The sequence below is a fragment of the Vibrio rhodolitus genome (assembly GCF_003350325.1).
GTDB classification, from domain to species: Bacteria; Pseudomonadota; Gammaproteobacteria; order Enterobacterales; family Vibrionaceae; genus Vibrio; species Vibrio rhodolitus.
This window is the reverse complement of sequence record NZ_QLYZ01000014.1, coordinates 48,947-70,794: the sequence shown is the minus strand read 5'-3', so window position 1 is coordinate 70,794 and position 21,848 is coordinate 48,947. Positions and strand designations below refer to the sequence as shown.

Sequence of the window (21,848 nt, the reverse complement as noted above, 5' to 3'; positions counted from 1 at the left end):
CGTTATTACTGTTTCTCGGACACAAAAAAACCGGAGCGTTGGCAGACGCTCCGGTTTTCAGCATTATAGGTCGCGATTTCTTTATCGCAAGACTGATAATTCTATTTTTTTTGTGATACAGTTGGGCGAAATTTGCATATCCAGCACAGCTAACCCTCCCCTTTTATCTAACAAAATCTTTATCTTTCATTAGCTTATATCATTTGTCACGCACACCTTTGCGCAATGGTTTGCGTCAATAATACTCACTACTTCACCGCTTAGTTACAAAATAGTGATCTAAATCACACCAAGATCCCCATTTCTTGTCGCGATGAATGCAAAAATTTTTGCGAATTTTTATCTCATTTCGCTCAAAAAAGCGGCATTATCGGATCATCATCACCAATTAATTCAGTTCCGTCACTGACGAACAGTGATCATTGGCTGTAACACTCAACGCTTTTCGCAAGGTATTGACCACATCCATAGCACTCAAACCGACAATACCCTGCTGTTTAACGTTGAGATCCGCAGCATAACTGTGCAGCATTACCCCCATTCTCGCCGCTTCGCTTTGAGTAAAACCTTGCGCCAATAGCGCAACGATGATCCCAGTTAGCGCATCTCCCATGCCGCCTGTCGCCATCCCAGCATTACCAGCCGCGCAAACATATCGATGTTGACCATCATCAATAACCGTTCCTGCCCCTTTGAGAATCGCTACCCCACCATATTTTTTGCTGAGATCGCGAGCTGCTTGATAACGATTGTTTTCTACATCAACAACTGAGCAATTAAGTAGCCTTGCTGCTTCACCAGGATGGGGAGTGATAATACGATTGGCATCAACACTTGGCTTGGTGGTTGTAAGTAGATTGAGCGCATCGGCATCAAACACTTTTGGAAGCGAGCTGTGGCTAACAAGTTCAAATAGTTCTTCAGCATGGGCGCTTTGACCTAACCCCGGACCTAGTGCAACGGCGCTGCTCCATTGTAAACGCTCAATCAACCTTTGCGTTGACCATGGCGCAAACATCACTTCCGGGCTTGCCACCAACCCTGATGAAATATTCCGCTCGTCAGTCAAACAGGCTGTTAACCCCGCACCTGCTTTTAAGCACGCGCGCGAAGCGATCAAGATGGCACCGCCCATGCCATAGTCACCACCAACAACCAAAGCTTTCCCCAATGATCCTTTGTGGACACATGCCTCACGCTGATTTAGCTTGGCAATGATTGAGGGAAAATCCCAGTTCGCACTCGCGGTTTCAGTCTGCTCAAATTCTTGCTGCACACCTAATCCAGTAAATACAAGCTCTCCAACATAGTTTCTTGCCTGCCCTGTTACCAAACCTTGCTTAATACCGATAAAGGTGACAGTGACATTCGCCTTAATACAACAACCCAGCACCCTGCCCGTATCGCTACAGAGCCCTGAGGGCACATCGACAGCGACCACCTTTGCCGCTCTAGCATTGACATGTTCAATGATCTCAGCGGCTTCTCCTGACACGTCTCCTCGCAAGCCAGTGCCAAGCATGGCATCAACAATCACATCAACATCCTCCGCATTGCTAATGTGAGATAAAACTTGCCCACCAGCATCAATAAACGCCTCGTAGGCTTTGAGAGCATCGCCAATAAGTTTGCTTGGATCTTTTACCGCAACGACGTTGACTGTCACCTGTTGCTGCAATGCCAGTTTTGCTACCACATAGCCATCACCACCATTGTTACCGCCACCACACAGCACCAACAACTTCACTTGTTGTCCATAGCGCGCAATGACTTGCTCAAACACCGCTTCACCGGCTGAAAGCATCAATTGGTACATCTCGATGCCGGCGAGTTGAGCTGCGATGCGCTCACCAGTACGCACTTGTTGGGCGGTAAATAACGGCTTTGCTTGTGACATAACAATCCTTGTTGCAGTGAGTTAGATAGTAAAAAGGCTAGCATAAGCTAGCCTTTATCGTTTTGCGCTGAATCTCGTTAACTCGCTTAATCAAAGACTAGAGCGATTTTGACGCCAACGCCTCGGCGGTTGCATCTTGAACCGAAAGGAACAACGAGCGCACTTCGCCAGTTGGTGTGCGCATCGGGTTCAAGGTGATGTTCTGATACATAAAGTCTGCTTGCTGGGTCACCGGGCGAACGTTACGACACTTAAACAAGTAAGGACGCTGTTGCCAAGTTATAAAGCTGCGGCAACCAAGATCATATACCGGTTTGGTTTTTAACTTAAACCACTCAGCAGGGATCTCAGGGAATACTTCAAATAGCGATTTACCAATCGCATCATGAGCTTGGATGCCACTGTGATGCGTCATAAAACCATTCCACACTTGAACGTTATGGTCACGATCGAGCACAACTAAGCCAAGATCGACGTTCTGCACCATATCGACCATCCAATGAAATTGCTCAAACTCTGCAGGTAGGTGCAACATTACATATCCTCCATCAAGTAAGACAATTTATTGTCGAGTAAGGGCAGTGAGTCGTCGACAAACATAAACAGCAAGTCACAGCTGATTGAGGTGCCATCGATCTTATAGCTCACTTCAAACGTCATGGTCTTTCTAAACGAGCCAGACGTAGAGTTAATAACCGAATCAATGGAGATATGTTGACCAAGCAATACTGGTGAGCTTTGGAAAAAACGCACTTCAACTTGCTGTCCAAGCCCTTGCAAGAATGAACCAACCAAAATATTGGACACATCCATCAACAGTTCAAGCTCTTCCAGCTCCTCACTATCGGCTGGCACTTTCATGAGTTTTTTCAGATCCGTGACACTTGAGTCACTAAGCAATACCAAGGCTTCTCCGGCAATACCTTCGCCACTAAAACCTTGGCACACACCCGAAACTTGGCTGTTACTTGAAAGATCACGCAATGCCATATGCAGTTCACTGACTTCGAAGATATTCACATTCGGCAACGGCAGATGAACAAACACATCGAAGTGGCGTGCTAGTGCATCAGCTGCGCGACCTATCGCTACGTTCGCCACTTCCATATAAATATCACGGCGACGCAAAGATGGCGCCATGACTGGTTTAGCGGGTACGTAAGCTGCGGTCGGTTTATCGGCTGGATCGATAAGATCAGCCAACACTTGTTTCAATACTTGCTGGTCAATCGGTTTTTGAATGAACGCTTTAGCACCCAGTGCCATCACACGCTCTTTCGCCTTTGGCTGAATATCACCAGAGACCACCACAACATTAATATTAATGCCGCGTGTTTGAATTTGTTCTAACGTACCAAAGCCATCAAGTTCTGGCATGGTAAGATCGAGAAACATGATTTTGAATTCTTGTTTCTCAAGCTGTTCTAGAGCGTCTAGCCCGTGAACGGCGAAAGTTATGTCTGCGTTGAGCGATGCAGGCAACGAACGAGCCATCTGCTTACGTGCTAATGCTGAATCGTCACAGATTAAGACGGGGAAAGACATCGTAATACCCACTGCTATTTTGATTTAGTTATAAGCAAATTGTAACAGATACTTATAGACTCAGATACGGTTTAATCGGACAAATTAGCAACATTACTATCACTTTGCTGCCAGTCTCAATTGCACATCAACCAAACATTGATATGTAAAAAAGCCAGCACAAGTGCTGGCTCTTCATTAAAGCGTTACTGGCAACTAGTTGGCCATTTTGATCAGTGATTTACCCATTAACCACTCAAGCTCTTTGGCACTCTCATTGCCAAATTTAACTTCTACCGCTTTGTACAATCTTTCAATGCCATGCGCTGCAAACTCATGTGCACGATCCGCTGTTACGATGTGATGAAACAACAGACGTAAAATCGCTAAAAACTCGGCGTTATCGAGTGCTTTGATCCAGCTGTCTGAGAACGCTTGCAAGTCTTGTTCAAACTCCAAGTGCTCAATAAACATTTTAAAAATACGACCGTCAAGTGCGGCAGTAAAATCAGTTTTCTTTGGGAAGTGGTGGCTAATACCAGTGCGTGAAACACCAGTCTGCTGGCTTAAAGTCGTGTATGACATTTTGTCGTAACCAAGGTGTAGTAGTTGATCAACTACCGCATCCATGATCTTCTGTATCGTAATTTCAGTGTCTTCTTTACTACGCTTCGGCATGTCTCGGCTCTTCTATTTGTAAATCCATTTGACTCAACTAGAGTCATAAAAAAAGGATTCGGTACAACAATGTGTCGACTGTTTGGTCACGATTTCTACGCATGACCATTAATTATTTTTACAAAACCTATTTCTACGCAGAATTACTTAACCTTACTCTAACCTAATGAAGTGCTTGAGCTTTATTAGAAAACTCTCCTCGACAAAAAGAATGAGAATACAACTCGTTTACAATCAGCATAGAATGAATTGCGCCTTGGATAGTGTTACAAAACTAGAACACTTACAACTAAACGCACAGCGTTCTGACCTGATTATGACAATTATTTTTCGATCTATATGACCGAAGTCACACAAAGTTTGTTAAATGCAATACAAATATGAAATAAATTTTCTACACAACTAATTGCAAACTTAGATTGAGAGAACTCATTAGACCCGCTATTTCTATGGATAATACTCAAATATACCTATAAAATACCCGTAATTATTTGAAGAGGATATGGCTATGAGTATCGAACAAGAGCCTCAAGTATGCGAAGCATGTGGCTGCGCTGGCGAAATGGGCTTCATCATCAAAGAAGGTGATGATGTTGCTGAAGTAACGATTTTCGCTCAAGGCAAAGCTCTGCTTGAAACAGAACTAGCAAAATACGTTGAAATGGCGAAGCAAGTTTCAGCTAACGTTGAATTTGAAGCGGCAGATATCGCTGAAGATGCAACTGAGCTAACTGCTCGCTTTAAGTTTGAAGTAAGCGCTGAAAAGCTTATTTTTGAACTAAAGACTCGCTCTCTAGCGCGTTAATCTTTAAAGCGGGTTATTACCCGCTTTTCAACCTAACTGGTTGACCTACCAAAGCAGCTTGTGAATACTGTGCCTACAGATTCCATCTTCTAACTTGCTTATGCTGCGACCTCTCTCCATTCTATTGCTACTTATATCAAGCGCGCTTGCTGCGCAGCCGCTCGACAGCTTTCGCATCCTTAACCACCTTGATAATTACGGTAATCTCGATTTGCGTGGCAAGCCCTATACTGAGCTTCCTCCGGGCGTTGTTATTAACGGCAATCTCAACATGGCCAAAACGCAAATCAAAAGTCTGCCAGCAGGTACAACCATTGAAGGCAGCCTAAATGCCTCGAACAGCGCATTAGCCAAGTTAGGCAAAGGGGTGACAATTAAGGGCTACGCCAACTTACTGGGCTCACAAATTAAGCGCTGGCCAAATGGTATCAAGGTTGGTGGCTATCTTAATTTTACCGACACGCCACTGGAAAAACTGCCAAATAGAATGAAAGTAAACGGCGACCTCAGTGTGGTAAGAACACCACTTGAAGCGCTACCGGAAAATATCATCATTAAAGGCGACCTTTATCTCGGCGGTTCTAAAATCACCCAATTTCCAAATACGATGACGGTAAACGGCAATATCTTCTTAGGTGGTAACCGAATCACCAAATGGCCAGAAAACCTGACATTAGGTGGCGCTGTCGCCCCATAGCAAGTATGTGCGGCAAATAGATACAACAAAGGGCAGCTCAAGCTGCCCTTTACCTTTTGTCTTCTGAACCGAAATTCTAGCGATTACGAACAGGGTTCGCGTAGCTATCAATCAGGTATTGATGTGCCCCTTGAGGAAGCTCTGCAAGCTTACTTTCTAGCTTGCTTTTAACCTGCGCGTCCACTGAGTCATCACCTGCTGCCAGCAGGTTAATTGGGAACAGTTTGTAGTTTGCATGGATCTGGCGATCGATCTCAGCCGCCAACGCATCCGGCGTTTCAAACGCCTCTTCAATCACATTACCGAAGGCTACATGCACACGACCTTTGTCGCCGACAATACCTTGAATGATGCTTTCAATATCTTCAAACTCCCCCTTCTCATATTGTCCATGCACTGCTTTTTCAAACAGCTCACGCGCTTTCGCTACATCACACGGATCGTTCTCATAAGAGATAGCAACGGGTACAATTTTCAAAGACTGAATATAGGTTGGGAAATCGACTTTCTGACGACGACCTTCAACGTGGAACATCTTCAAGATAGCCGGATCAGTAAAGTCATTACCATCTTTGGCGCGACCTTCTTTTTGCGCGATCCAAATCGAATTGCCCGTCTCAAGCGAGTGTTTGATATAGCCTGAAAGTGTGCCTAGAGCTTTCATCATCTCGCGCGGCGCTTTGGCTGAACGCTTAACAATAAAGCTCTTGTTCAGGCGCATCAGCTCTGTCGCACAAGGCTTCTTCAATAGGTTGTCACCAATCGCGATACGTACAGTCTTATGCTCGTTTTGGTGCAGACCAAAGTTAACCAGCGCCGGGTCCATCGCGATATCACGGTGGTTAGACACAAACAAGTAAGCAGTTTGCTTGTCTAAATTCTCTAGCCCGCTGAATGTGACACCTTGAGTCGTGCTTGCTAAGGTTTGCTGCAAATACTTCTTCACTTCAAGCTGAATAGACTCGGTAGTATTCAGCTTCGACCATTTATACTTAAGGTAAACTTTCACCAGAGGCGTCATCAAAGCTTTAAACCAAGGCGCATGATTAGCAAAGCGATGTTGTAGAATCGCTGCGATGAACTCATCGTCTTGAATTAGGCGGTCAATTGCCGCTGGAATTTCGTCATCGTTGTAAGGACGAATTTCAATGTAAGGATCAATATTTGTAGTCATTTTAATTAACATCAGAGACAAATCGCGGTCATTCTACGCATAGAATTGCTTCTTGGCAGCTAACATACGCACATAATCAGTAAGGTCAGACCAGAATACCAACCGGATTAGCCGCAGATTGCGTTACCAATATGGCTTTTTTAGCTCAGACACGCTACTCTTAGCGCCCCAAAAAAACCGAGTTTTTCCATGCACTACTCTATCTCTCTTCAGACAACAGAATTTCGCTTTTTATCAATTACTTCTCGTAAAAAGCTGCTTAAACATTGCTTATTGCGTGTCGAAGAAGGATTAGCCTTAGTGAGATTGGGCAAACACGAATTTGCCGTCGAAGCAGGCAAACTGCTGTGGCTACCTTTTGATTGTCTAACCTCTATAAGTTACCTGCCACAAACCAAGGTATCAATGCTGGAAGTCTCAAGTCGAGTACAAACTAAACTGCCGACGCAAGCAGGTTTTGTTGTTCTGAATGAATTAGCCACTGCGCTATTCAATCGTCTGGCTCAAAGCGATGCGCCTCATGAACAAAAACAAGATTTGTATCGTGTGCTGTTAGCTGAGCTACCAACACTAAACCCAGTACTACAACAATCTAAGTTGGGTAAACGTATTGCGCAATGGTCACCAGAGCAGCCAAGCGATCTGGAAAAAGAGCTTCAGCTTGTCTTGAGAGTGCGTGAAGCGCGTCGCCGAGTACTCTCTGGCGGCAAACTAGAAACCGTAATCAACGATCTGTTTGCTGGCGATCACGTTTCGTTTAGCGCCTTGACTGAAAGTGTGTACGGCAAAACCTCTCTTAAGTAACGAGCGCGTCTTATCTGTTCAAGCATCTTGCTATTTTTTCTTTCGTTAACTCATGATGTTGGCAAGCTTATCGCGCTTTAGCGTGAGAACTCGCCAACAAATCAGCCCATCTGACTTACACTTAGTACTTACTCTCGCCCAGCGATAACGCTTGGTTTAAGTATCGAATTGCTAGCTCGGAGGCTGATGTTGAAAACTATACGAATTGATATTGTTTCTGACATAGTCTGCCCATGGTGCGTAATTGGCTACAAGCGACTGTGTAAGGCTCTGGATCTCGTCCAACCAGACATCTCAGCCGATATCTATTGGCACCCATTTGAGCTAAACCCTGCCATGCCCATACAGGGGCAAAACTTACGTGAGCATTTAGCCGAAAAATACGGCACCACGCCAAAAGCCAGTGAAATGGCTCGTGCAACCTTGACTCAACTTGGCAAAGACGTCGGTTTTGACTTTCATTTCACTGATAGCATGCGGATCTACAACACGCGCCAAGCCCATCAACTGCTGCTGTGGGCACAAAGCCAAAACCAACAGCCTGCCCTGCAAGCGGCTTTGTTTGACGCTTACTTTACGCAAAATCAAAATATTGCGGAGCCTAATAACCTGCTCAATATCGCCGCCAATATTGGATTAGAGCGCTCAATCGCCGAGACCGTCATTCAAGACAAAGACTGGGCGCAAGCCGTAGCGAAAACCGAACAGCAGTGGCTTGAAGCCGGTATTACCGCAGTGCCCGCAATTATCTTCGCGCACAAACACCTTGTATCAGGTGCGCAAAATATTGAGGTCTATGTGCAAGTGCTGCGCGAGCTTGCCGCCTCAATTGACTAACCACACAGTAAATGTTTTTGCATCGCCATCTCTCAATCGCTATGCTGCTGGCACAACTAACGAATATAAAAAGTCACCATGAATACACAAGCAACTTACCCAATTGGCACTCCTGGTCAAAAATGGACCGAGCAAGACCGCCATGCATGGCGCGAAAGCACGCAAGTAAAACGCCTTTACAGCGAAGAAGTTTTGCCAAAAATCGAAGCGTTGAAAGCACGCTTTAATGTCGAGCATTACGGCGCACTCTCTTACGATGCTAAGCGTTTCCCACTATTCTCAATCAAGAGCAATAACTGGGATGAGAGCAAACCAACGGTACTGATCTCAGGTGGTGTACATGGTTACGAAACCAGTGGTGTGCAAGGGGCTCTGCTGTTTGCAGACCAACATTTAGAAACTTACAGCCAGCACTTCAACATTGTGATTGCACCATGTGTCAGCCCTTGGGGTTACGAAACGATTAACCGTTGGAACCCACTGGCAATTGACCCGAACCGCTCGTTTTATGCCGATAGCCCTGCAGAAGAATCGGCGGCGCTACAATCACTGGTCGCGAGTATTGGTGATGTTTTGGTGCACTTCGATCTACACGAAACCACTGATACTGATGAGACCGAGTTTCGCCCTGCTCTGGCAGCACGTGATGGCGTTGAGTACGAAGAAGATATCATTCCTGATGGTTTTTACACCGTAGGTGACACAGAGAACCCGCAAGCAGAATTCCAAGCCGCTGTCATTGCATCAGTTGCCAAAGTGACTCACATTGCGCCAGCAGATAGTAAAGGGCAAATAATTGGCTCTGATGTGGTTCAAGAAGGTGTGATCCTTTACCCTATGGTTAAGCTCGGTCTATGCGGTGGTGTAAGCAACTGCCAATACCACACGACGACCGAAGTTTACCCAGACAGCCCGAAAGTCACCAATGAAGAGTGCAATCAAGCCCAAGTAGCTGCAATCATTGGTGGTCTGGATTACGTTCTAAGCAAGAGCTAATTCAAACCAACACCAGCACGAGCGCATTTAAGCGCTTCATTTACGAAAGAGCATGCCAAGCCATGCTCTTTTTGTTTTTGCTTTTCTAGTCAGCGATAAACCCCGTCTATTTGCGTAGCACATCACACTCTAACAGCATGAAAATGTTATAATTAAGTTGTTAATTGGCATTGTGAACCACGAGGTGATTTATGCTGAAAGACCGACTAGAGAAATTAAACGCTCTAAGAAAGCAGGCGATGAAGTCTGATAAGTTCCTCCGCTCTGCGAAAGAGCACGCGCAAGCGATTCAACAAACCACAGCACAACCCAAACCCATTAAACGGCGCAAGAAAAAGAAAGCCAAAACCAAACTCTCGGAACGCTACCAAGGCGTTGATTTTACGACTCAACCTTATGCGACATAATCGATGTTTGTAAATTCACTATAGCCGTCGAAGAACCGAAAAATATCTACCTTCGACGGCATACCTCGCCTAGCCCGTGCTCAACTCCAAGGATCTGAAGCAACAAACACCTATTTGATCTTGGGTGACCTTACATTCATGGACCAATCGCTGCTTAAGTTCCATTCTTGCTCTGCGCAAACGAGACTTCACCGCAGGTAAGCTTACTTGTTGTTTCTGTGCGTATTCGCTTTGCAGCATCCCGTTGAGATCACAGCTCTCGATGATATCGCGATCTTGATGATCCAACTGACTCAGCACTCTAGGTAAACACTTTTGCAACTGCACGACAGGAACAGTTGTCGGATTGCTTTCAGACCCATTATAGCTTGATGCCAACTCATCAATATCGGCTAACTCAATACGGCGTCTTAAAGTATCGATCAAATGATTCTTTGCCACTTTGAACAACCAAGATTTACCATCATTTAAAGTACAAAAGCGTTCACTGTGGCTCATGGCTTTGAGAAACACTTCTTGCATAATGTCTTCCGCCTCATGCTGATTGTGTGTTTGCTTAAATAGCCAATGATACAAGCTTCGCTCGGTGCGATTCCACGCCTCCATCAGACACTTCATTTGTTTGCCTCAATGATGAGCACCCTAGCATCGCTAAGGTACTTAATAACTCAATTTCAACCTACTACACTTTCAGCGAGTAATTGATGAACCAGATCAAGCGAAGGTACTGAGCCGCTATGTTTCACCATCCCATCAATTGCCACTCCCGGTGTACTCATCACCCCTGCTTGCATGATCAACTCTAAACTAGTTACTTTTTCGACGTTAATCGCTAAGCCTAGCTCTTGCGCAACCTCAGTAAACCGCTCGGCAGTTACCTTACAGTTCTTACAGCCCGAACCAAAAACTTGAACTGTTTTCATATATGACTCCTACAAAGTAATGTTTAGTACTAAAAATGGAAATAATTGAACAGCCAACCTGTAAGAGATATGGCAATAAATAAGTAGCTAGCAATCACAGCTAGAAATCGATACTGCATCACCTGCTTAAGGATCATGAACTCTGGAAGACTGACCGCTACAGCCCCCATACAAAATGCTAGTGTCGTTCCTAGCGGCATCCCCTTATCGAGTAAAGAGGCCATTACCGGCACAATACCTGACGCGTTGGTATAGATTGGAATTGCACTTAGTGTTGCCAGCGGCACTGTCCACCATTGACCATGTGCCAAATTTTGCTCAAACCAGTGGGCAGGAACATAACCATGAATAAAAGCCCCGATGCCGACACCAATTAATACCCACAGCCAAATACGTTTAAATATTGTCGTTGTTTCATTGAGTGCAAATTGGTGACGTTGTTTAACACTTAATTTAGAGGGTGATTGGATTAGGGTGCTGCTTAACTCCGCGTTATCTGCTTGTAAGTAGGCTTTTGCAAGAAAGGGCTGGAGCCAACGCTGGGCTTGAAGCGCGTCAACAATTACACCAGCGGCGATGCCAAGCAACATACCAATCGCTACGTACATAATGGTAAATCTAATGCCGAGTGCACTACCTAGCATAATCACTACCACTTCATTAATCAGTGGTGAAGTAATTAGAAATGAAATGGTCACGCCAATGGGAATTCGCGCTGAAACAAAGCCCATAAACAGGGGAATAGAACTGCAAGAACAAAACGGTGTGATGGCGCCAAACAGCGACCCCGCAACATAACCTACACCACGATGCTTACCCTGCAGATAGTCTCTCACTTTATCTACGCTTAGACTCGCCCTTAATGCCGAGATAACGTAAATCAACACCACCAGCAATACTAAAATTTTACTGGTATCTTCAATGAAAAAATAAACACCTTCAGCTAGCGCTGTGCCTGAATGCAAACCAAAAACTGAGTAGGTAAGCCAATTCGCTAATAGGGTAAAAACTTCCAACATTTGGATATCCTCAATACGATTTATCTCTATCACGGATGAAGTCGTCAAAGGATGCAGTTTTTTTCTATCTTAATTGGAGATATTGGACTCGGTGAAGTTATATAGGTGACAGCATTGGCAGATCTGACTACCTAGCATAAAGCTTAATAGTCGAGCGTGTCACTACACCTTCACACCTTACCCAGGTGTGAAGTTATATTACGCTTGCTCGTTTGGCTCATAAACACAAAGAGCAAGAGTGGAGGGATTACTGATGCTGGTTAAAGAAACGCTCAGCACTCGCGAACAAATTTTCAAAGTGTTTTTGCTGTTTAGCGTGCTCTTCCGTTCCAGCTTCCATGGTAGCCAATTCAGCTTGTGCTGCATGGTACTCAGCAACCATCTTAGTAAAGCGATCTTCATTTTCGCCTTTCCATGGTTTTTTCTTTGGGGCTCTTCTTGGCTTTCTCATAAATATTGTCCTCTTAAATCAAAGCTCGAAATGCTTGTTCTGCTCTCGTTCTAATGGAATGTCTTCTATTTTTCGTCTTACCTGATGAATGTTGATGGCTTTATCATCTTTCGCTTCACCAATCGTTTTCTTGGTTCTGGCTGCTGGGCTTTTTTGTTTCAAAACCTTTATTCCATTTTGCTTAAACAACAAATACTAATAAGACGAGCAGTTAAGATCGGGCTAATAATCTCCAATCAACACTCATCGTTTATTGCATTGTGTTCAGTGACTTTAGGGGTAGACCAGAAGTATCGTGACCATGAGCTGGCACGTTATCTTTGACATTGGTGAAGCTGCTTCGCGTTGTGCATAAGACGCGAGAAGAGGCTGCAGAAAAGCTGTCTACTGCTGATATCAAATTGAGGAGGTTAGAAACCTCCCACTAAACTAAATTAAAGTACAGTTACATTCGCCGCTTGTGGACCTTTGCCACCTTGCTCGATGTCGAAACTTACTTTTTGGCCTTCAGCAAGCGTTTTAAAACCGTCTGAAGTGATCGCTCTGAAGTGTACAAACACGTCCGCGCCACCGTTATCAGGTGTAATAAAACCAAAACCTTTCGTTTCGTTGAACCACTTAACTGTACCTGTTGTATTTGACATATATACCTCGACCTAAATTAAACAAACAGCCAAATCGAAGCTACTAAATCAGAAATGAAGAAAAAGTTATCGCAGGATAAGTATGACGAAATGAATCGAAAGGAAACTGAGAAGATCTTGACTAAATGTATCATTAATAGCTCGGTCATTTGAGCTCTTTTAACTATACACCTTGTAATCAGAATAGACAGTTATTTTTTAAATAGATTATTTTCTACATAAAAACAGATATATATGTGCTATTTTCACTTACTTTGCAATCATCGTCTGACCAAACTATCCTGTTTTGTGTCTTTTAACGAGCCCATCAATAATCAAAGCCACCTAACCGCTCTCGATTCTCTTCTACGAGTTGACTCAAGAAATTTGAAACCACTTGAACTCGTCGCGAATGTAATAAATCAGAATGAGTCACCAACCAAATCTGCTGATCGCAGCCAATATCACTTCTAACACACTGTAACCCTGACTCTTGGGCAATAAAGTGAGGCAGTATGCCAAGCCCCATCCCCGCGCGAACTGCACTCACTTGAGCAGACAAACTACTGGTCAGCAATTGGCAAGCACGCCCTCGCAGCGTACTCTCTATCCATTGCGCGGCGGGAAGGTGCTGATGGGTTTCCACCCAACCGACAAAGTTCTCCTCTGCCAAATTGGCACTAGATAGTTGGCAAGGGCGATTTTCTAAGTATGTTTTGGCGCCGTACACTCCAAAACCAAGCTGCCCTAAACGGCGAATCGTCACATTGCCCCGCTCAGGTCTCACCATTCTCAAAGCAATGTCAGCATCTCGCCGGTGTAGATTAATAGTCGCCACACCCGTGACAATTTCAATTGTGAGATTGGGATGTTGCTGCATAAGCTCAGACAACGCGGGAATAATTAAATGGTCAGCCAAACCTTGCGCGGTCGCGATGCGGACATGCCCAGAGACATCTTGATCACCCCTTTGCCCGATCTCACCTAACGCATAACCCGCTTGTTCTAAAGATTCGGCGAGCGGCACAAGTTGAGTGCCTTCATCGGTGAGTTTATAACCCTGCTGATCACGAGCGAACAAGCGTATACCGAGAGCCTCTTCCAAGCGCTCTAAACGGCGAGACACCGTTGCGATACCAACCCCAAGCACCTTCGCTGCTGCGCTTAATGTGCCTAGCCTCGCGATGGCGAGAAATACCTTAGCATCATCCCAATTGACTTGAGCTGTCGCACTAAGCTTTCCGAAATCGGAAATCAACCTACCACTTTTTGCCATACAAAATTCCATTTTTGAAAATTAGACTAATAAACGTACAACAAAAAAGCAGGGAATGACAATGGAAAAAAGAACGTTAGGACAAGGGCTTAATGTATCAGCGCTTGGGTTAGGCTGTATGGGAATGAGTGAATTTTACGGACCAAGAAATGACAGCGAATCACTGGCTGTGCTGCATCACGCGGCTGAGTTAGGGTGTAACTTTTACGACACAGCTGATACATATGGGCACCACCATAACGAAGAGTTAATCGGTAAGTTTTTAAACCAGTGCTCAATGGAGATCAAAATTGCCACCAAATGCGGCATCGTACGTCGTCCGGGCGAATATCAGAGACGTATCGACAACAGCCCTGATTATATCCGCCGTGCTTGCGAGCAATCCTTACGCCGATTAGGCGTCGAATGTATCGACTTATACTATATCCATCGCTTAGACCCCAATGCATCGATAGAAACCACAATGGCGACGCTAAGTGACTTGGTCAAGCACGGTAAAATTGCCCATATTGGTTTATCCGAAGTTAGTGCAGCTACCTTAAAGAAAGCGCATGCCGTTCACCCAATCAGCGCTGTACAAACGGAGTACTCACTGTGGACGCGAGATGTTGAAACAGAAATACTGCCTACCTGTCGTGAATTGGGCATTGGCTTTGTCCCCTACTCGCCACTTGGTCGCGGTTTTCTCACTGGGCGTTTTCAAACTGACGCTACCTTTGCCAATACCGATGCGCGTAAAGCGCTGCCACGTTTTAGTGCTAACAACCTCAACGCCAATCGCCCTTTATCACAAGCGGTGATCGATTTAGCCAAGCAGAAATCCTGTAGTCCGGCACAAATTGCGCTGGCTTGGCTTTTAGCTCAAGGGAAAGACATCGTGCCAATACCGGGAACCAAAAAGCTCACTCACCTAAAAGATAATTTAGCTGCCTGCGAGGTAAAGCTAACAGCTAGTGAACTTAGGCACATTCAGCAGGTGATTGATAATTTTTCCCCAGCAGGAGAGCGCTATACCATCGAAGGCATGAAAGGAGTCAACGTATGAGTTCGCAGCCACAAAACCACTGGCGCACATGGTTAGCTGTCGTAACACTGGGCATTGCATCATTTATTGTTGTTACCACCGAACTGGCGCCAATTGGCATGTTATCAGCGATTGCAAACGACATGGCTCAAGATCCCAGCACAACGGGGCTAGTCGTCACGCTTTACGCATGGTTAGCATCGGCTGCTGCGATCATTTCTGTCATGACCATCAGCCACCTACCACGTCGCCCACTTATGATTGGCTTAATGCTGCTATTGGGCTTATCCAACGCGCTCGCCGCGCTGACTGACCAATTTTCGCTTCTTCTCATAGCTAGGTTATTTGGCGCGATTGCACATGGCGCTTTTTGGGCAGTGATCGGGACTTTAGGGGCGCAGCTTGTACGCTCCAATAGCATAGGCAGAGCCACCGCGATTATCTTTGGCGGAGTTTCCGTTGCCAGCGTGCTTGGCGTTCCTCTGATGAACTGGGTGAGTAACCTCTATGGCTGGCGAGTCTCGTTCACATTATTAGCCATCCTTGCAGGTATCACAGCTGCAGCACTGGCATTGACCTTACCTCAAGTGCAAGGCGCAGCTCGTTTAACGGGGCGACAGTTTGCTAATGTGCTAACAAATCAGCAGTTGCGTGTTATCTATCTGATTGCAATTTTCGCTATCGTGGCGCATTTCGCGGCATTCACATTTGTTGAAGTACTGCTGAACTCTGAACTCAACATTCCCCACAATTGGGTGGCAGCGTGTTTACTGACCTTTGGTGCTGCGGGTTTACTGGGTAATTTCGTTTGCGGCGCATTAATTGATAAGCACCTAAAACTACTGCTTAGCTGCGCGTTAACTATTGTCTCTATTGGCTTGGCTTTGATAGGTGTGTCGAAAGTTACCGGACTCTTTATGAGCTTATTGGTTGTCGCTGGATGGGGATTTGGTATCGCTATTTTGTTTGTAGCCCTGCAAGCATGGATCATTCACACCGCCGGTAATGACGCACTGCCTGCCTCGGCGATTTACGCTGCCATTTTCAACGGTGCAATTGGTACAGGAGCCGTTGTTGGCTCAGGCATCCTCGAACAATGGGGAGTATCAACGCTCAACTTTAGTGCCTGCTTGATGATCTTGCTCAGTCTTATGCTGGTGCTATTTAATCGAGAACCATCGCAAGCTCAAGTAGCGATTGATTAGCCGAATAGAGAGAGTCTGACGATAGTTGAGCCGGATTCTATACTGAAGTCGGCTCGATTTTTCCCCTCGTTTGTACCCATGCTGGCGCTATCGCTGTTCGCCTTGACTGATACTCTGTCGATATTGAGTGGGGCTAATGCCAAAACGCTTGCGAAACAACTTACACAGGTAGCTGGTATCTTTAATGCCAACTTCATCGGCTAGCTGGCTTAGGCTATGGTTTGAATGGTTCAGGCGCCATTGAAGATGCTGCAAACGCATCTCTTGCCAATGATGATGCATGGACACGCCAAATGCTTGCTGAAAAAGACGGTCAAGTTGACGCCGACTGATGCCAATTAACGCCGCTATATGCTCTACACTGCTGCCTTGAGCTAAGTTTTCCTGCATCAATGCAATCGCTCGCTCAATATGACGATTTACATGCCGTCCTTGTTGGGAAGACTTTAATCGATGATGATTCGCTCGCGTTTCATCCACCAGCATATCAGCCAAGCCTTTTTCAGCCCACGCTTGCCCTAAATGACGCTGCAAAATCGCCACAGCAAGATCAACCGTTGCACTACCACCGGTGCAACTAATTACCTTGCCATCAAAGTGATAAAGCTGCTCTTCTCGCACCGTCACTTGAGGGTAGTCGGTACGAAACTCATTGTGATGTCGCCAGTGCACAACCACTTGATGTCCGTTAAGCAACCCAAGCTCCGCCAAGGTAAAACATGCGTTATCAACGCTGACAATCGGCACGCCCATTGCCATGCTTTTCTTTAGAAATGAACGATACAAATTCGCTTGTTGCTGTGACTCTTTTGCCGTGCGACTGCCAAACAGCACAACATAGTCAACACGGGTTAACTCGATCTCATCAGGAGTGGCTTCCACCATAATGGGAATGCCACTGCTTGAGCAAACTAAGCCAGATTGATGCGCCATGATTTGCCAAGAACAGCGATGCTGCTGGCTGTTGTCATCAAAGTCAGCCGAAAAGCGCAACTTGTCTAAAAAAGCGCCAAAAGGCAACATGTTGAAATTACTAAGCGGAATTAAAAGAAAACGAATACCTTTACCAGCCGTCATTCACGCCATCCATCTTGTCTAGATAGTCAGATTATACGTCCATATATTACCGCGCTCAATTGACTATCCATGCAATACTCGCCGCGTTAAACACATTGAGTAGTAGGTTTTATATGACGTTTGAAGTTTGGGCGCTATTTGCGGTTGCGGCACTGGGTCTTGCTTGTGTTCCCGGTCCTAATGCATTGTTGGCATTAAGTCATGGCGCTCAGTTTGGCTATAAGAAAACCATTTGGACCATCTCTGGCGGTATTTTTGGTTTCTTTGTACTGATATCCGTTTCGATGCTGGGCTTAGGTGCGGTGCTGGAAGCTCAGCCAAAGTTAATGGTTATTCTGCAGTGGCTAGGTGCAGCGTATCTTGCTTGGTTGGGATTTAAGTTATTCTCAGCGCCAGCGCTCAGTATTGAAGATACCACTCAAGCGGTTGCGCAAATGCGCCGAGATTTGTTTCGTCAGGGATGTTTTGCCGCGCTTTCCAATCCTAAAGTGTTACTCTTTTTTACCGCGTTTTTGGCACAGTTCATTGACCCAAATAAAGCCTTTTTACCGCAATTTGTCGTGATCGTGACGACCTTTCTCTGTATCGAGTTCTTGGTTGAATTTGGCGTTGCGCGCGTCGCCGACAAAGTGAAGTTCATCTTGGTCACTAAAGGACGACTATTTAACCGCTTCTGCGCAGGGATCTTTGTTACCCTAGCCGTTATGTCGGTATTAAATTCTGTTCCCTAATATTTAGGAAAAATGAGACATCGCTCTAGGTATAGGATATATCACACAAAAGATTCTCTTCTCCACTACGCTTTATTTGATGATCATTTAAATCTATTTAAGGAGAAAGCAGATGCCTTGTTCTAACACTCATACTCATCCAGAGCACGTACATGGTCCAGGTTGCGGACATACTGCAGTACATCACAATGGACACACTGACTACATTGTTGATGGTGTTTTACATCATCCACATGGCAATCACTGTGATGAGCATGTGTTAACGATAGATGGTCACAACCCTAATGAATGTAATAGCGCGCATTCTTGCGGAGAACATGTGCACGGTCCTGACTGCGGTCATGAAGCGATTCAACATGGCGATCATATCGACTATATCGTCAACGGTCGTTTGCATCATCAACATGGTGATCATTGCGATGATCATGGACCCGTCGAGATTGTATCTGGTTAAAGTGTACGATACGCATAATTAAGATTTAGCCCCTACATCTTCGGTGTGGGGGTTTCTCATGTTCGACTTAAAACACAGGCGATATTCCCGCGTCTTGACCATGAAACAGAACCAAGCCAATCACAATAAGCAATAATCCGCCAAAAAACTGCAAGTAATTACCAGCTAACTTCCAATGACTTGCACTATCACTGCTGTTCGCACTTAAATAACACCTAACAAAGTGCTTACCCGTTAGTGTCAGTAACGCGATGATTGATGTGGTAAAGGCCGTACCCGCCGCCATCACTAAGGCGCTGACAACCCCCATCCAATAAAGGCCAACAACATTAGCAAACAAAAGTACCATAATCGCACCGGTACATGGGCGAATACCAATTGTCGCGATAATACCGACATATTCACGCCATGTATCAGCCTCGTTTATCGTACTAGCGTCAACGACATGTTTATGCCCACATCCACATTGATCACTATGAATGTGCGAAGCGTCATTTGCATCACCAATCTTCAAATTTTGACGTTTCTGAACCATTGGCGACAATGCAATGCTCGAGGTTCGATACCCGTTTAGGGTGCTGGTTGGATTGCTCCCTTTAGTAGGACCTTCAGCTGGCTTGCTATCCCCTGATACCTGAGTCCCTATCGAAACCTTAGCGTCCATTGAAACCTTAGTCTCCATAGAAACAATGCGCACGATCTGCGGTTTTACGTATTGAGCCTGAGATAGAGCCTGTTGTGTCTGATGTTGGTGTTCTTGTGAACTCGGAATTCGCATCGCTCGGTAGAGTTGCTTAACCGCTTTGCAACAAATCACGCCACCGAGTAGAGCTACAAACGCATAACTCATGGAAACGAACAACATCGCCTGCTGATTAACCTCACGCATAGAAGCATGGAACCCCCACACCAAAACACTGACTAACACAATAGCGACCAAAGCCTGAAACAATGCTGAAATAACCGTCAGCATTAAGCTCATTTTCACCTTGGTAGGATGCGTTGCAAGATAAGTGGTCACTATCACTTTACCGTGACCTGGTCCTAGCGAATGAAGCATACCGTAGATAAAGCTAAAGCCGACCAAATAGCTTCCAACCGCTATGGGGTTACTTTGAGCATCATAGAGTAAATCAGCCAGTTGCGCGTTCACCTCCCGCTGCCACTGAATGCTCGCCACCACCATAGAGGGCCACATTACCCAAAGCTGATATAAACTGACTAGGACCAGCGCAGAAAAAAGCAATACTACAAGATGCTTTCGATTATAAGTCGTCACGTTTGTCATAAGTGAATACTCTAAATTATAAGTTGATTCATCGTGATAAAAATAGACGTCACCCGTTATCCCTTTGGCATCGCTGCACAATGTATTTCAACCGTTTGAGTGAACAACTGCCCAAGCGTATTATCGGGATCCGCATCTGGAGGCAGAGACATCGCATAGCTCATTTGCTCTGCGGTTGGATTAGGTTCAATTATCTTTAACTGGCACTGTCGTGCGAGATCTGTCGACAACACAACGTCGCTATTCGACTGCCAAGCCATATCCACATAATAACTCTGGTCAAATATCAGTAACTTCAAACTATCACGGGTGATCGCTTGGGGTTTAGCTAATGGCAAGTCAAAGCTCAATACAAGTTTTGCTCGATTACGTGTTAGCTTGCCATTTGTCGCAACCTTGTAGCGTATCGGTGTTTCTCCGTCGTAAAAATATGTGAAATAGTGTTCGTACATCATGTTTTTGAGTACTGAATCCGCAACACTCGCAAAGGTAGTTTGCTCATTTTCTGCTGAGGTATCCTCACCATCCAACATGTAGGCTGATGTCATCGCGTCAAAAGACCACTCCATGTGCAATCCCGTTATCACACCGTTTTCGCCCTGAATATATGTTTTTGTATCAATCCAAGAATGTGGGTGCGCATGAGCAAAAGGCGCGGCAAACACACAAGTCACGACTAGAGACTTAGCCATAAAATGCCTTTTAAAACGTTGCAGTGGAGAAGTAAACCTTGCGATTTCATTCAGGACGCAATTCAGTTGTAACATACTCATTTATAGTGTTGTTCTCGTTTCTGTCTGTGGTAGCTTTAGCGGTAACAGTGACATCCTATCAGCAACACAGAGTGCGACTCGTCATGGTTGCGCAAATTTACCTTTTTCATTTCTACAGCATGCAATTCATAAGTTGGTTTTCAAAGCGGTTATCGACACGGGGAGCAATAATCTCAATACGACTTTCGATACACTCATCAAGCTCTACTTCCGTCAGGCCATCAGGCGTTGAGTTATAACCATAGATCCCGCAATCAGTGATAAATACCGCTTTCATTCGTTCAACATCGAGTTCAACGAGCAACGGAAGGATCTTTTGCCGATCAAAAATCTTTTCCGATGAGAATCGCCAACCGATACTCTGAAAACCTTCTCCTTGATTTTCAGCTTTGACCACACCACTTTCTGGCATAGGCAACTCTGAAGCCAAAGGTTTACGGTGTTCATGATGATGGTGATGCGGCGGATTTGCGTCAATCATGGTACGACCTTCAAATTCAGTAAAATCAATCATGCCATGTTCAGAAAAAATGACTTTGGTCTGCGGTCGCCCTACTTGAGCAACATACTCAGCAAGTTTTTGCGCATCCCCTTCTTGGTAAAGGTCATGTTTATTGCCGACCACAGTGTCAGCTATCGCGATCTGCTGATTAAACGTGTCATGCTCGGTGTAACGAACATCCGACAACTTCCGAGCATCCACCAAGGTAATATTTTTCTGCAAGGTGAGAATTTGGCGATAATGATCCGTCGACAAAACTTGCAGCACTTCTTTGGGATGCCCCAAACCTGTCGGCTCAATCAGTAAGCGATCGGGTTTTGCCTCGGCAAGCAATAGGTTAAGGGCAATCTGCATAGGCAAACCCGCAGTACAGCACATACAACCACCCGGTACCTCCCGAATAAAAATTTGTTGTTCAGGTCTGTTTGAATCTTTGACGTGATCTGTTTTTTGTCCCGCAAGCAAACTGCCATCAACACCAATTTCACCAAATTCATTGACTAACACCGCCCAGCGCTCATGACTGGGTTTGTGCGCCATCAGATTGATAATCGCCGTGGTTTTTCCTACGCCGAGGAAGCCTGTAATTATATTGGTTGGCACTGCAAGGATCGGTGGTTGTTCAACGCTCATTGCTCTACTCCTTAACGCAAATAACTAAAAAGATGTCAGTAATTGATTGC

26 protein-coding genes are annotated in these 21,848 nt (G+C 45.2%); 10 read left to right on the top strand and 16 right to left on the bottom strand.

What is annotated here, in order from left to right; translation table 11 throughout:
• Positions 1–388 precede the first annotated feature (388 nt).
• The 4 genes from DPF93_RS13910 to DPF93_RS13895 form a co-directional block, all read right to left on the bottom strand.
• Positions 389–1,897, bottom strand: a complete 1,509-nt coding sequence (locus DPF93_RS13910; protein WP_114766726.1) for an NAD(P)H-hydrate dehydratase — start codon at positions 1,895–1,897, stop codon at positions 389–391.
• A gap of 97 nt (positions 1,898–1,994) precedes the next feature.
• Positions 1,995–2,432 carry a PAS domain-containing protein gene (locus tag DPF93_RS13905; protein ID WP_114766725.1) on the bottom strand — a complete coding sequence of 146 codons (438 nt, stop codon included), beginning with the start codon at positions 2,430–2,432 and terminating at the stop codon, positions 1,995–1,997.
• Positions 2,432–3,442, bottom strand: coding sequence for a response regulator (locus DPF93_RS13900; RefSeq protein ID WP_114766724.1), 1,011 nt, complete (start codon positions 3,440–3,442; stop codon positions 2,432–2,434). The genes DPF93_RS13905 and DPF93_RS13900 overlap by 1 nt, the downstream gene beginning before the upstream one ends.
• Positions 3,443–3,637: 195 nt before the next feature.
• A complete protein-coding gene (locus DPF93_RS13895) occupies positions 3,638–4,099 on the bottom strand; it encodes a TetR/AcrR family transcriptional regulator (protein WP_114766723.1) in 462 nt (153 codons plus the stop codon).
• Between the two features lie 508 nt (positions 4,100–4,607).
• On the opposite strand from DPF93_RS13895, the gene DPF93_RS13890 reads away from it, so the two are divergent.
• Both DPF93_RS13890 and DPF93_RS13885 read left to right on the top strand, forming a co-directional pair.
• Positions 4,608–4,904 carry a YfcZ/YiiS family protein gene (locus DPF93_RS13890; protein ID WP_114766722.1) on the top strand — a complete coding sequence of 99 codons (297 nt, stop codon included), beginning with the start codon at positions 4,608–4,610 and terminating at the stop codon, positions 4,902–4,904.
• A gap of 100 nt (positions 4,905–5,004) precedes the next feature.
• Positions 5,005–5,601, top strand: coding sequence for a hypothetical protein (locus DPF93_RS13885; protein ID WP_114766721.1), 597 nt, complete (start codon positions 5,005–5,007; stop codon positions 5,599–5,601).
• Positions 5,602–5,677: 76 nt separating this feature from the next.
• Here DPF93_RS13885 and DPF93_RS13880 read toward each other — a convergent pair whose 3' ends face one another.
• Positions 5,678–6,775 (bottom strand): 1-acyl-sn-glycerol-3-phosphate acyltransferase, encoded by a 1,098-nt coding sequence (locus DPF93_RS13880; protein ID WP_114766773.1) that lies wholly within the window; start codon positions 6,773–6,775, stop codon positions 5,678–5,680.
• Positions 6,776–6,964: 189 nt separating this feature from the next.
• Between DPF93_RS13880 and DPF93_RS13875 the strand changes: the two genes are divergently transcribed.
• From DPF93_RS13875 to DPF93_RS13860, 4 genes are all read left to right on the top strand, one after another.
• Positions 6,965–7,579, top strand: coding sequence for an AraC family transcriptional regulator (locus DPF93_RS13875; protein ID WP_114766720.1), 615 nt, complete (start codon positions 6,965–6,967; stop codon positions 7,577–7,579).
• Between the two features lie 189 nt (positions 7,580–7,768).
• On the top strand, positions 7,769–8,416 hold the full coding sequence (locus DPF93_RS13870; protein WP_114766772.1) for a DsbA family oxidoreductase: 648 nt from the start codon (positions 7,769–7,771) through the stop codon (positions 8,414–8,416).
• Positions 8,417–8,494: 78 nt separating this feature from the next.
• Positions 8,495–9,412, top strand: coding sequence for a M14 family metallopeptidase (locus tag DPF93_RS13865; protein ID WP_114766719.1), 918 nt, complete (start codon positions 8,495–8,497; stop codon positions 9,410–9,412).
• A gap of 191 nt (positions 9,413–9,603) precedes the next feature.
• Positions 9,604–9,819 (top strand): hypothetical protein, encoded by a 216-nt coding sequence (locus DPF93_RS13860; protein ID WP_114766718.1) that lies wholly within the window; start codon positions 9,604–9,606, stop codon positions 9,817–9,819.
• Positions 9,820–9,888: 69 nt separating this feature from the next.
• On the opposite strand, the gene DPF93_RS13855 is transcribed toward DPF93_RS13860, so the two are convergent.
• The 7 genes from DPF93_RS13855 to DPF93_RS13830 all read right to left on the bottom strand — a co-directional run bounded on the left by DPF93_RS13855 (position 9,889) and on the right by DPF93_RS13830 (position 14,111).
• Positions 9,889–10,425 (bottom strand): sigma-70 family RNA polymerase sigma factor, encoded by a 537-nt coding sequence (locus DPF93_RS13855; protein ID WP_114766717.1) that lies wholly within the window; start codon positions 10,423–10,425, stop codon positions 9,889–9,891.
• Between the two features lie 68 nt (positions 10,426–10,493).
• Positions 10,494–10,742: a thioredoxin family protein gene (locus tag DPF93_RS13850; RefSeq protein WP_114766716.1), complete on the bottom strand. Its 249-nt coding sequence runs from the start codon at positions 10,740–10,742 to the stop codon at positions 10,494–10,496.
• 29 nt (positions 10,743–10,771) lie between these two features.
• Positions 10,772–11,761, bottom strand: a complete 990-nt coding sequence (locus DPF93_RS13845) for a permease (protein WP_114766715.1) — start codon at positions 11,759–11,761, stop codon at positions 10,772–10,774.
• A 247-nt stretch (positions 11,762–12,008) separates the two neighbouring features.
• Entirely contained in the window at positions 12,009–12,212 is a 204-nt protein-coding gene (locus tag DPF93_RS13840) for a hypothetical protein (RefSeq protein ID WP_114766714.1), read from the bottom strand.
• 18 nt (positions 12,213–12,230) lie between these two features.
• Positions 12,231–12,374, bottom strand: a complete 144-nt coding sequence (locus tag DPF93_RS21335) for a hypothetical protein (protein WP_164675367.1) — start codon at positions 12,372–12,374, stop codon at positions 12,231–12,233.
• 272 nt (positions 12,375–12,646) lie between these two features.
• Positions 12,647–12,856: a transcription antiterminator/RNA stability regulator CspE gene (gene cspE, locus DPF93_RS13835; RefSeq protein WP_114766713.1), complete on the bottom strand. Its 210-nt coding sequence runs from the start codon at positions 12,854–12,856 to the stop codon at positions 12,647–12,649.
• Positions 12,857–13,163: 307 nt separating this feature from the next.
• The gene (locus DPF93_RS13830) at positions 13,164–14,111 is read right to left on the bottom strand and encodes a LysR family transcriptional regulator (RefSeq protein WP_208638794.1); all 948 of its coding nucleotides are present in this window, start codon (positions 14,109–14,111) and stop codon (positions 13,164–13,166) included.
• Between the two features lie 61 nt (positions 14,112–14,172).
• Between DPF93_RS13830 and DPF93_RS13825 the strand changes: the two genes are divergently transcribed.
• Positions 14,173–15,156 carry an aldo/keto reductase gene (locus tag DPF93_RS13825; protein ID WP_114766711.1) on the top strand — a complete coding sequence of 328 codons (984 nt, stop codon included), beginning with the start codon at positions 14,173–14,175 and terminating at the stop codon, positions 15,154–15,156.
• Positions 15,153–16,340: an MFS transporter gene (locus DPF93_RS13820; RefSeq protein ID WP_114766710.1), complete on the top strand. Its 1,188-nt coding sequence runs from the start codon at positions 15,153–15,155 to the stop codon at positions 16,338–16,340. Before DPF93_RS13825 ends, DPF93_RS13820 begins: the two co-directional genes overlap by 4 nt.
• Before the next feature lie 87 nt (positions 16,341–16,427).
• Here DPF93_RS13820 and DPF93_RS13815 read toward each other — a convergent pair whose 3' ends face one another.
• Positions 16,428–17,417, bottom strand: a complete 990-nt coding sequence (locus DPF93_RS13815) for a GlxA family transcriptional regulator (protein ID WP_114766709.1) — start codon at positions 17,415–17,417, stop codon at positions 16,428–16,430.
• Between the two features lie 113 nt (positions 17,418–17,530).
• On the opposite strand from DPF93_RS13815, the gene DPF93_RS13810 reads away from it, so the two are divergent.
• Both DPF93_RS13810 and DPF93_RS13805 read left to right on the top strand, forming a co-directional pair.
• On the top strand, positions 17,531–18,148 hold the full coding sequence (locus DPF93_RS13810; RefSeq protein ID WP_114766708.1) for a LysE family translocator: 618 nt from the start codon (positions 17,531–17,533) through the stop codon (positions 18,146–18,148).
• 112 nt (positions 18,149–18,260) lie between these two features.
• Entirely contained in the window at positions 18,261–18,602 is a 342-nt protein-coding gene (locus tag DPF93_RS13805; RefSeq protein ID WP_114766707.1) for a hypothetical protein, read from the top strand.
• 67 nt (positions 18,603–18,669) lie between these two features.
• Here DPF93_RS13805 and DPF93_RS13800 read toward each other — a convergent pair whose 3' ends face one another.
• The 3 genes from DPF93_RS13800 to DPF93_RS13790 form a co-directional block, all read right to left on the bottom strand.
• The gene (locus DPF93_RS13800; RefSeq protein WP_114766706.1) at positions 18,670–19,890 is read right to left on the bottom strand and encodes a nickel/cobalt transporter; all 1,221 of its coding nucleotides are present in this window, start codon (positions 19,888–19,890) and stop codon (positions 18,670–18,672) included.
• A gap of 56 nt (positions 19,891–19,946) precedes the next feature.
• Entirely contained in the window at positions 19,947–20,582 is a 636-nt protein-coding gene (locus tag DPF93_RS13795; RefSeq protein WP_244204729.1) for a DUF1007 family protein, read from the bottom strand.
• Positions 20,583–20,775: 193 nt separating this feature from the next.
• Positions 20,776–21,798 carry a CobW family GTP-binding protein gene (locus DPF93_RS13790; RefSeq protein ID WP_114766704.1) on the bottom strand — a complete coding sequence of 341 codons (1,023 nt, stop codon included), beginning with the start codon at positions 21,796–21,798 and terminating at the stop codon, positions 20,776–20,778.
• Positions 21,799–21,848: the final 50 nt, after the last annotated feature.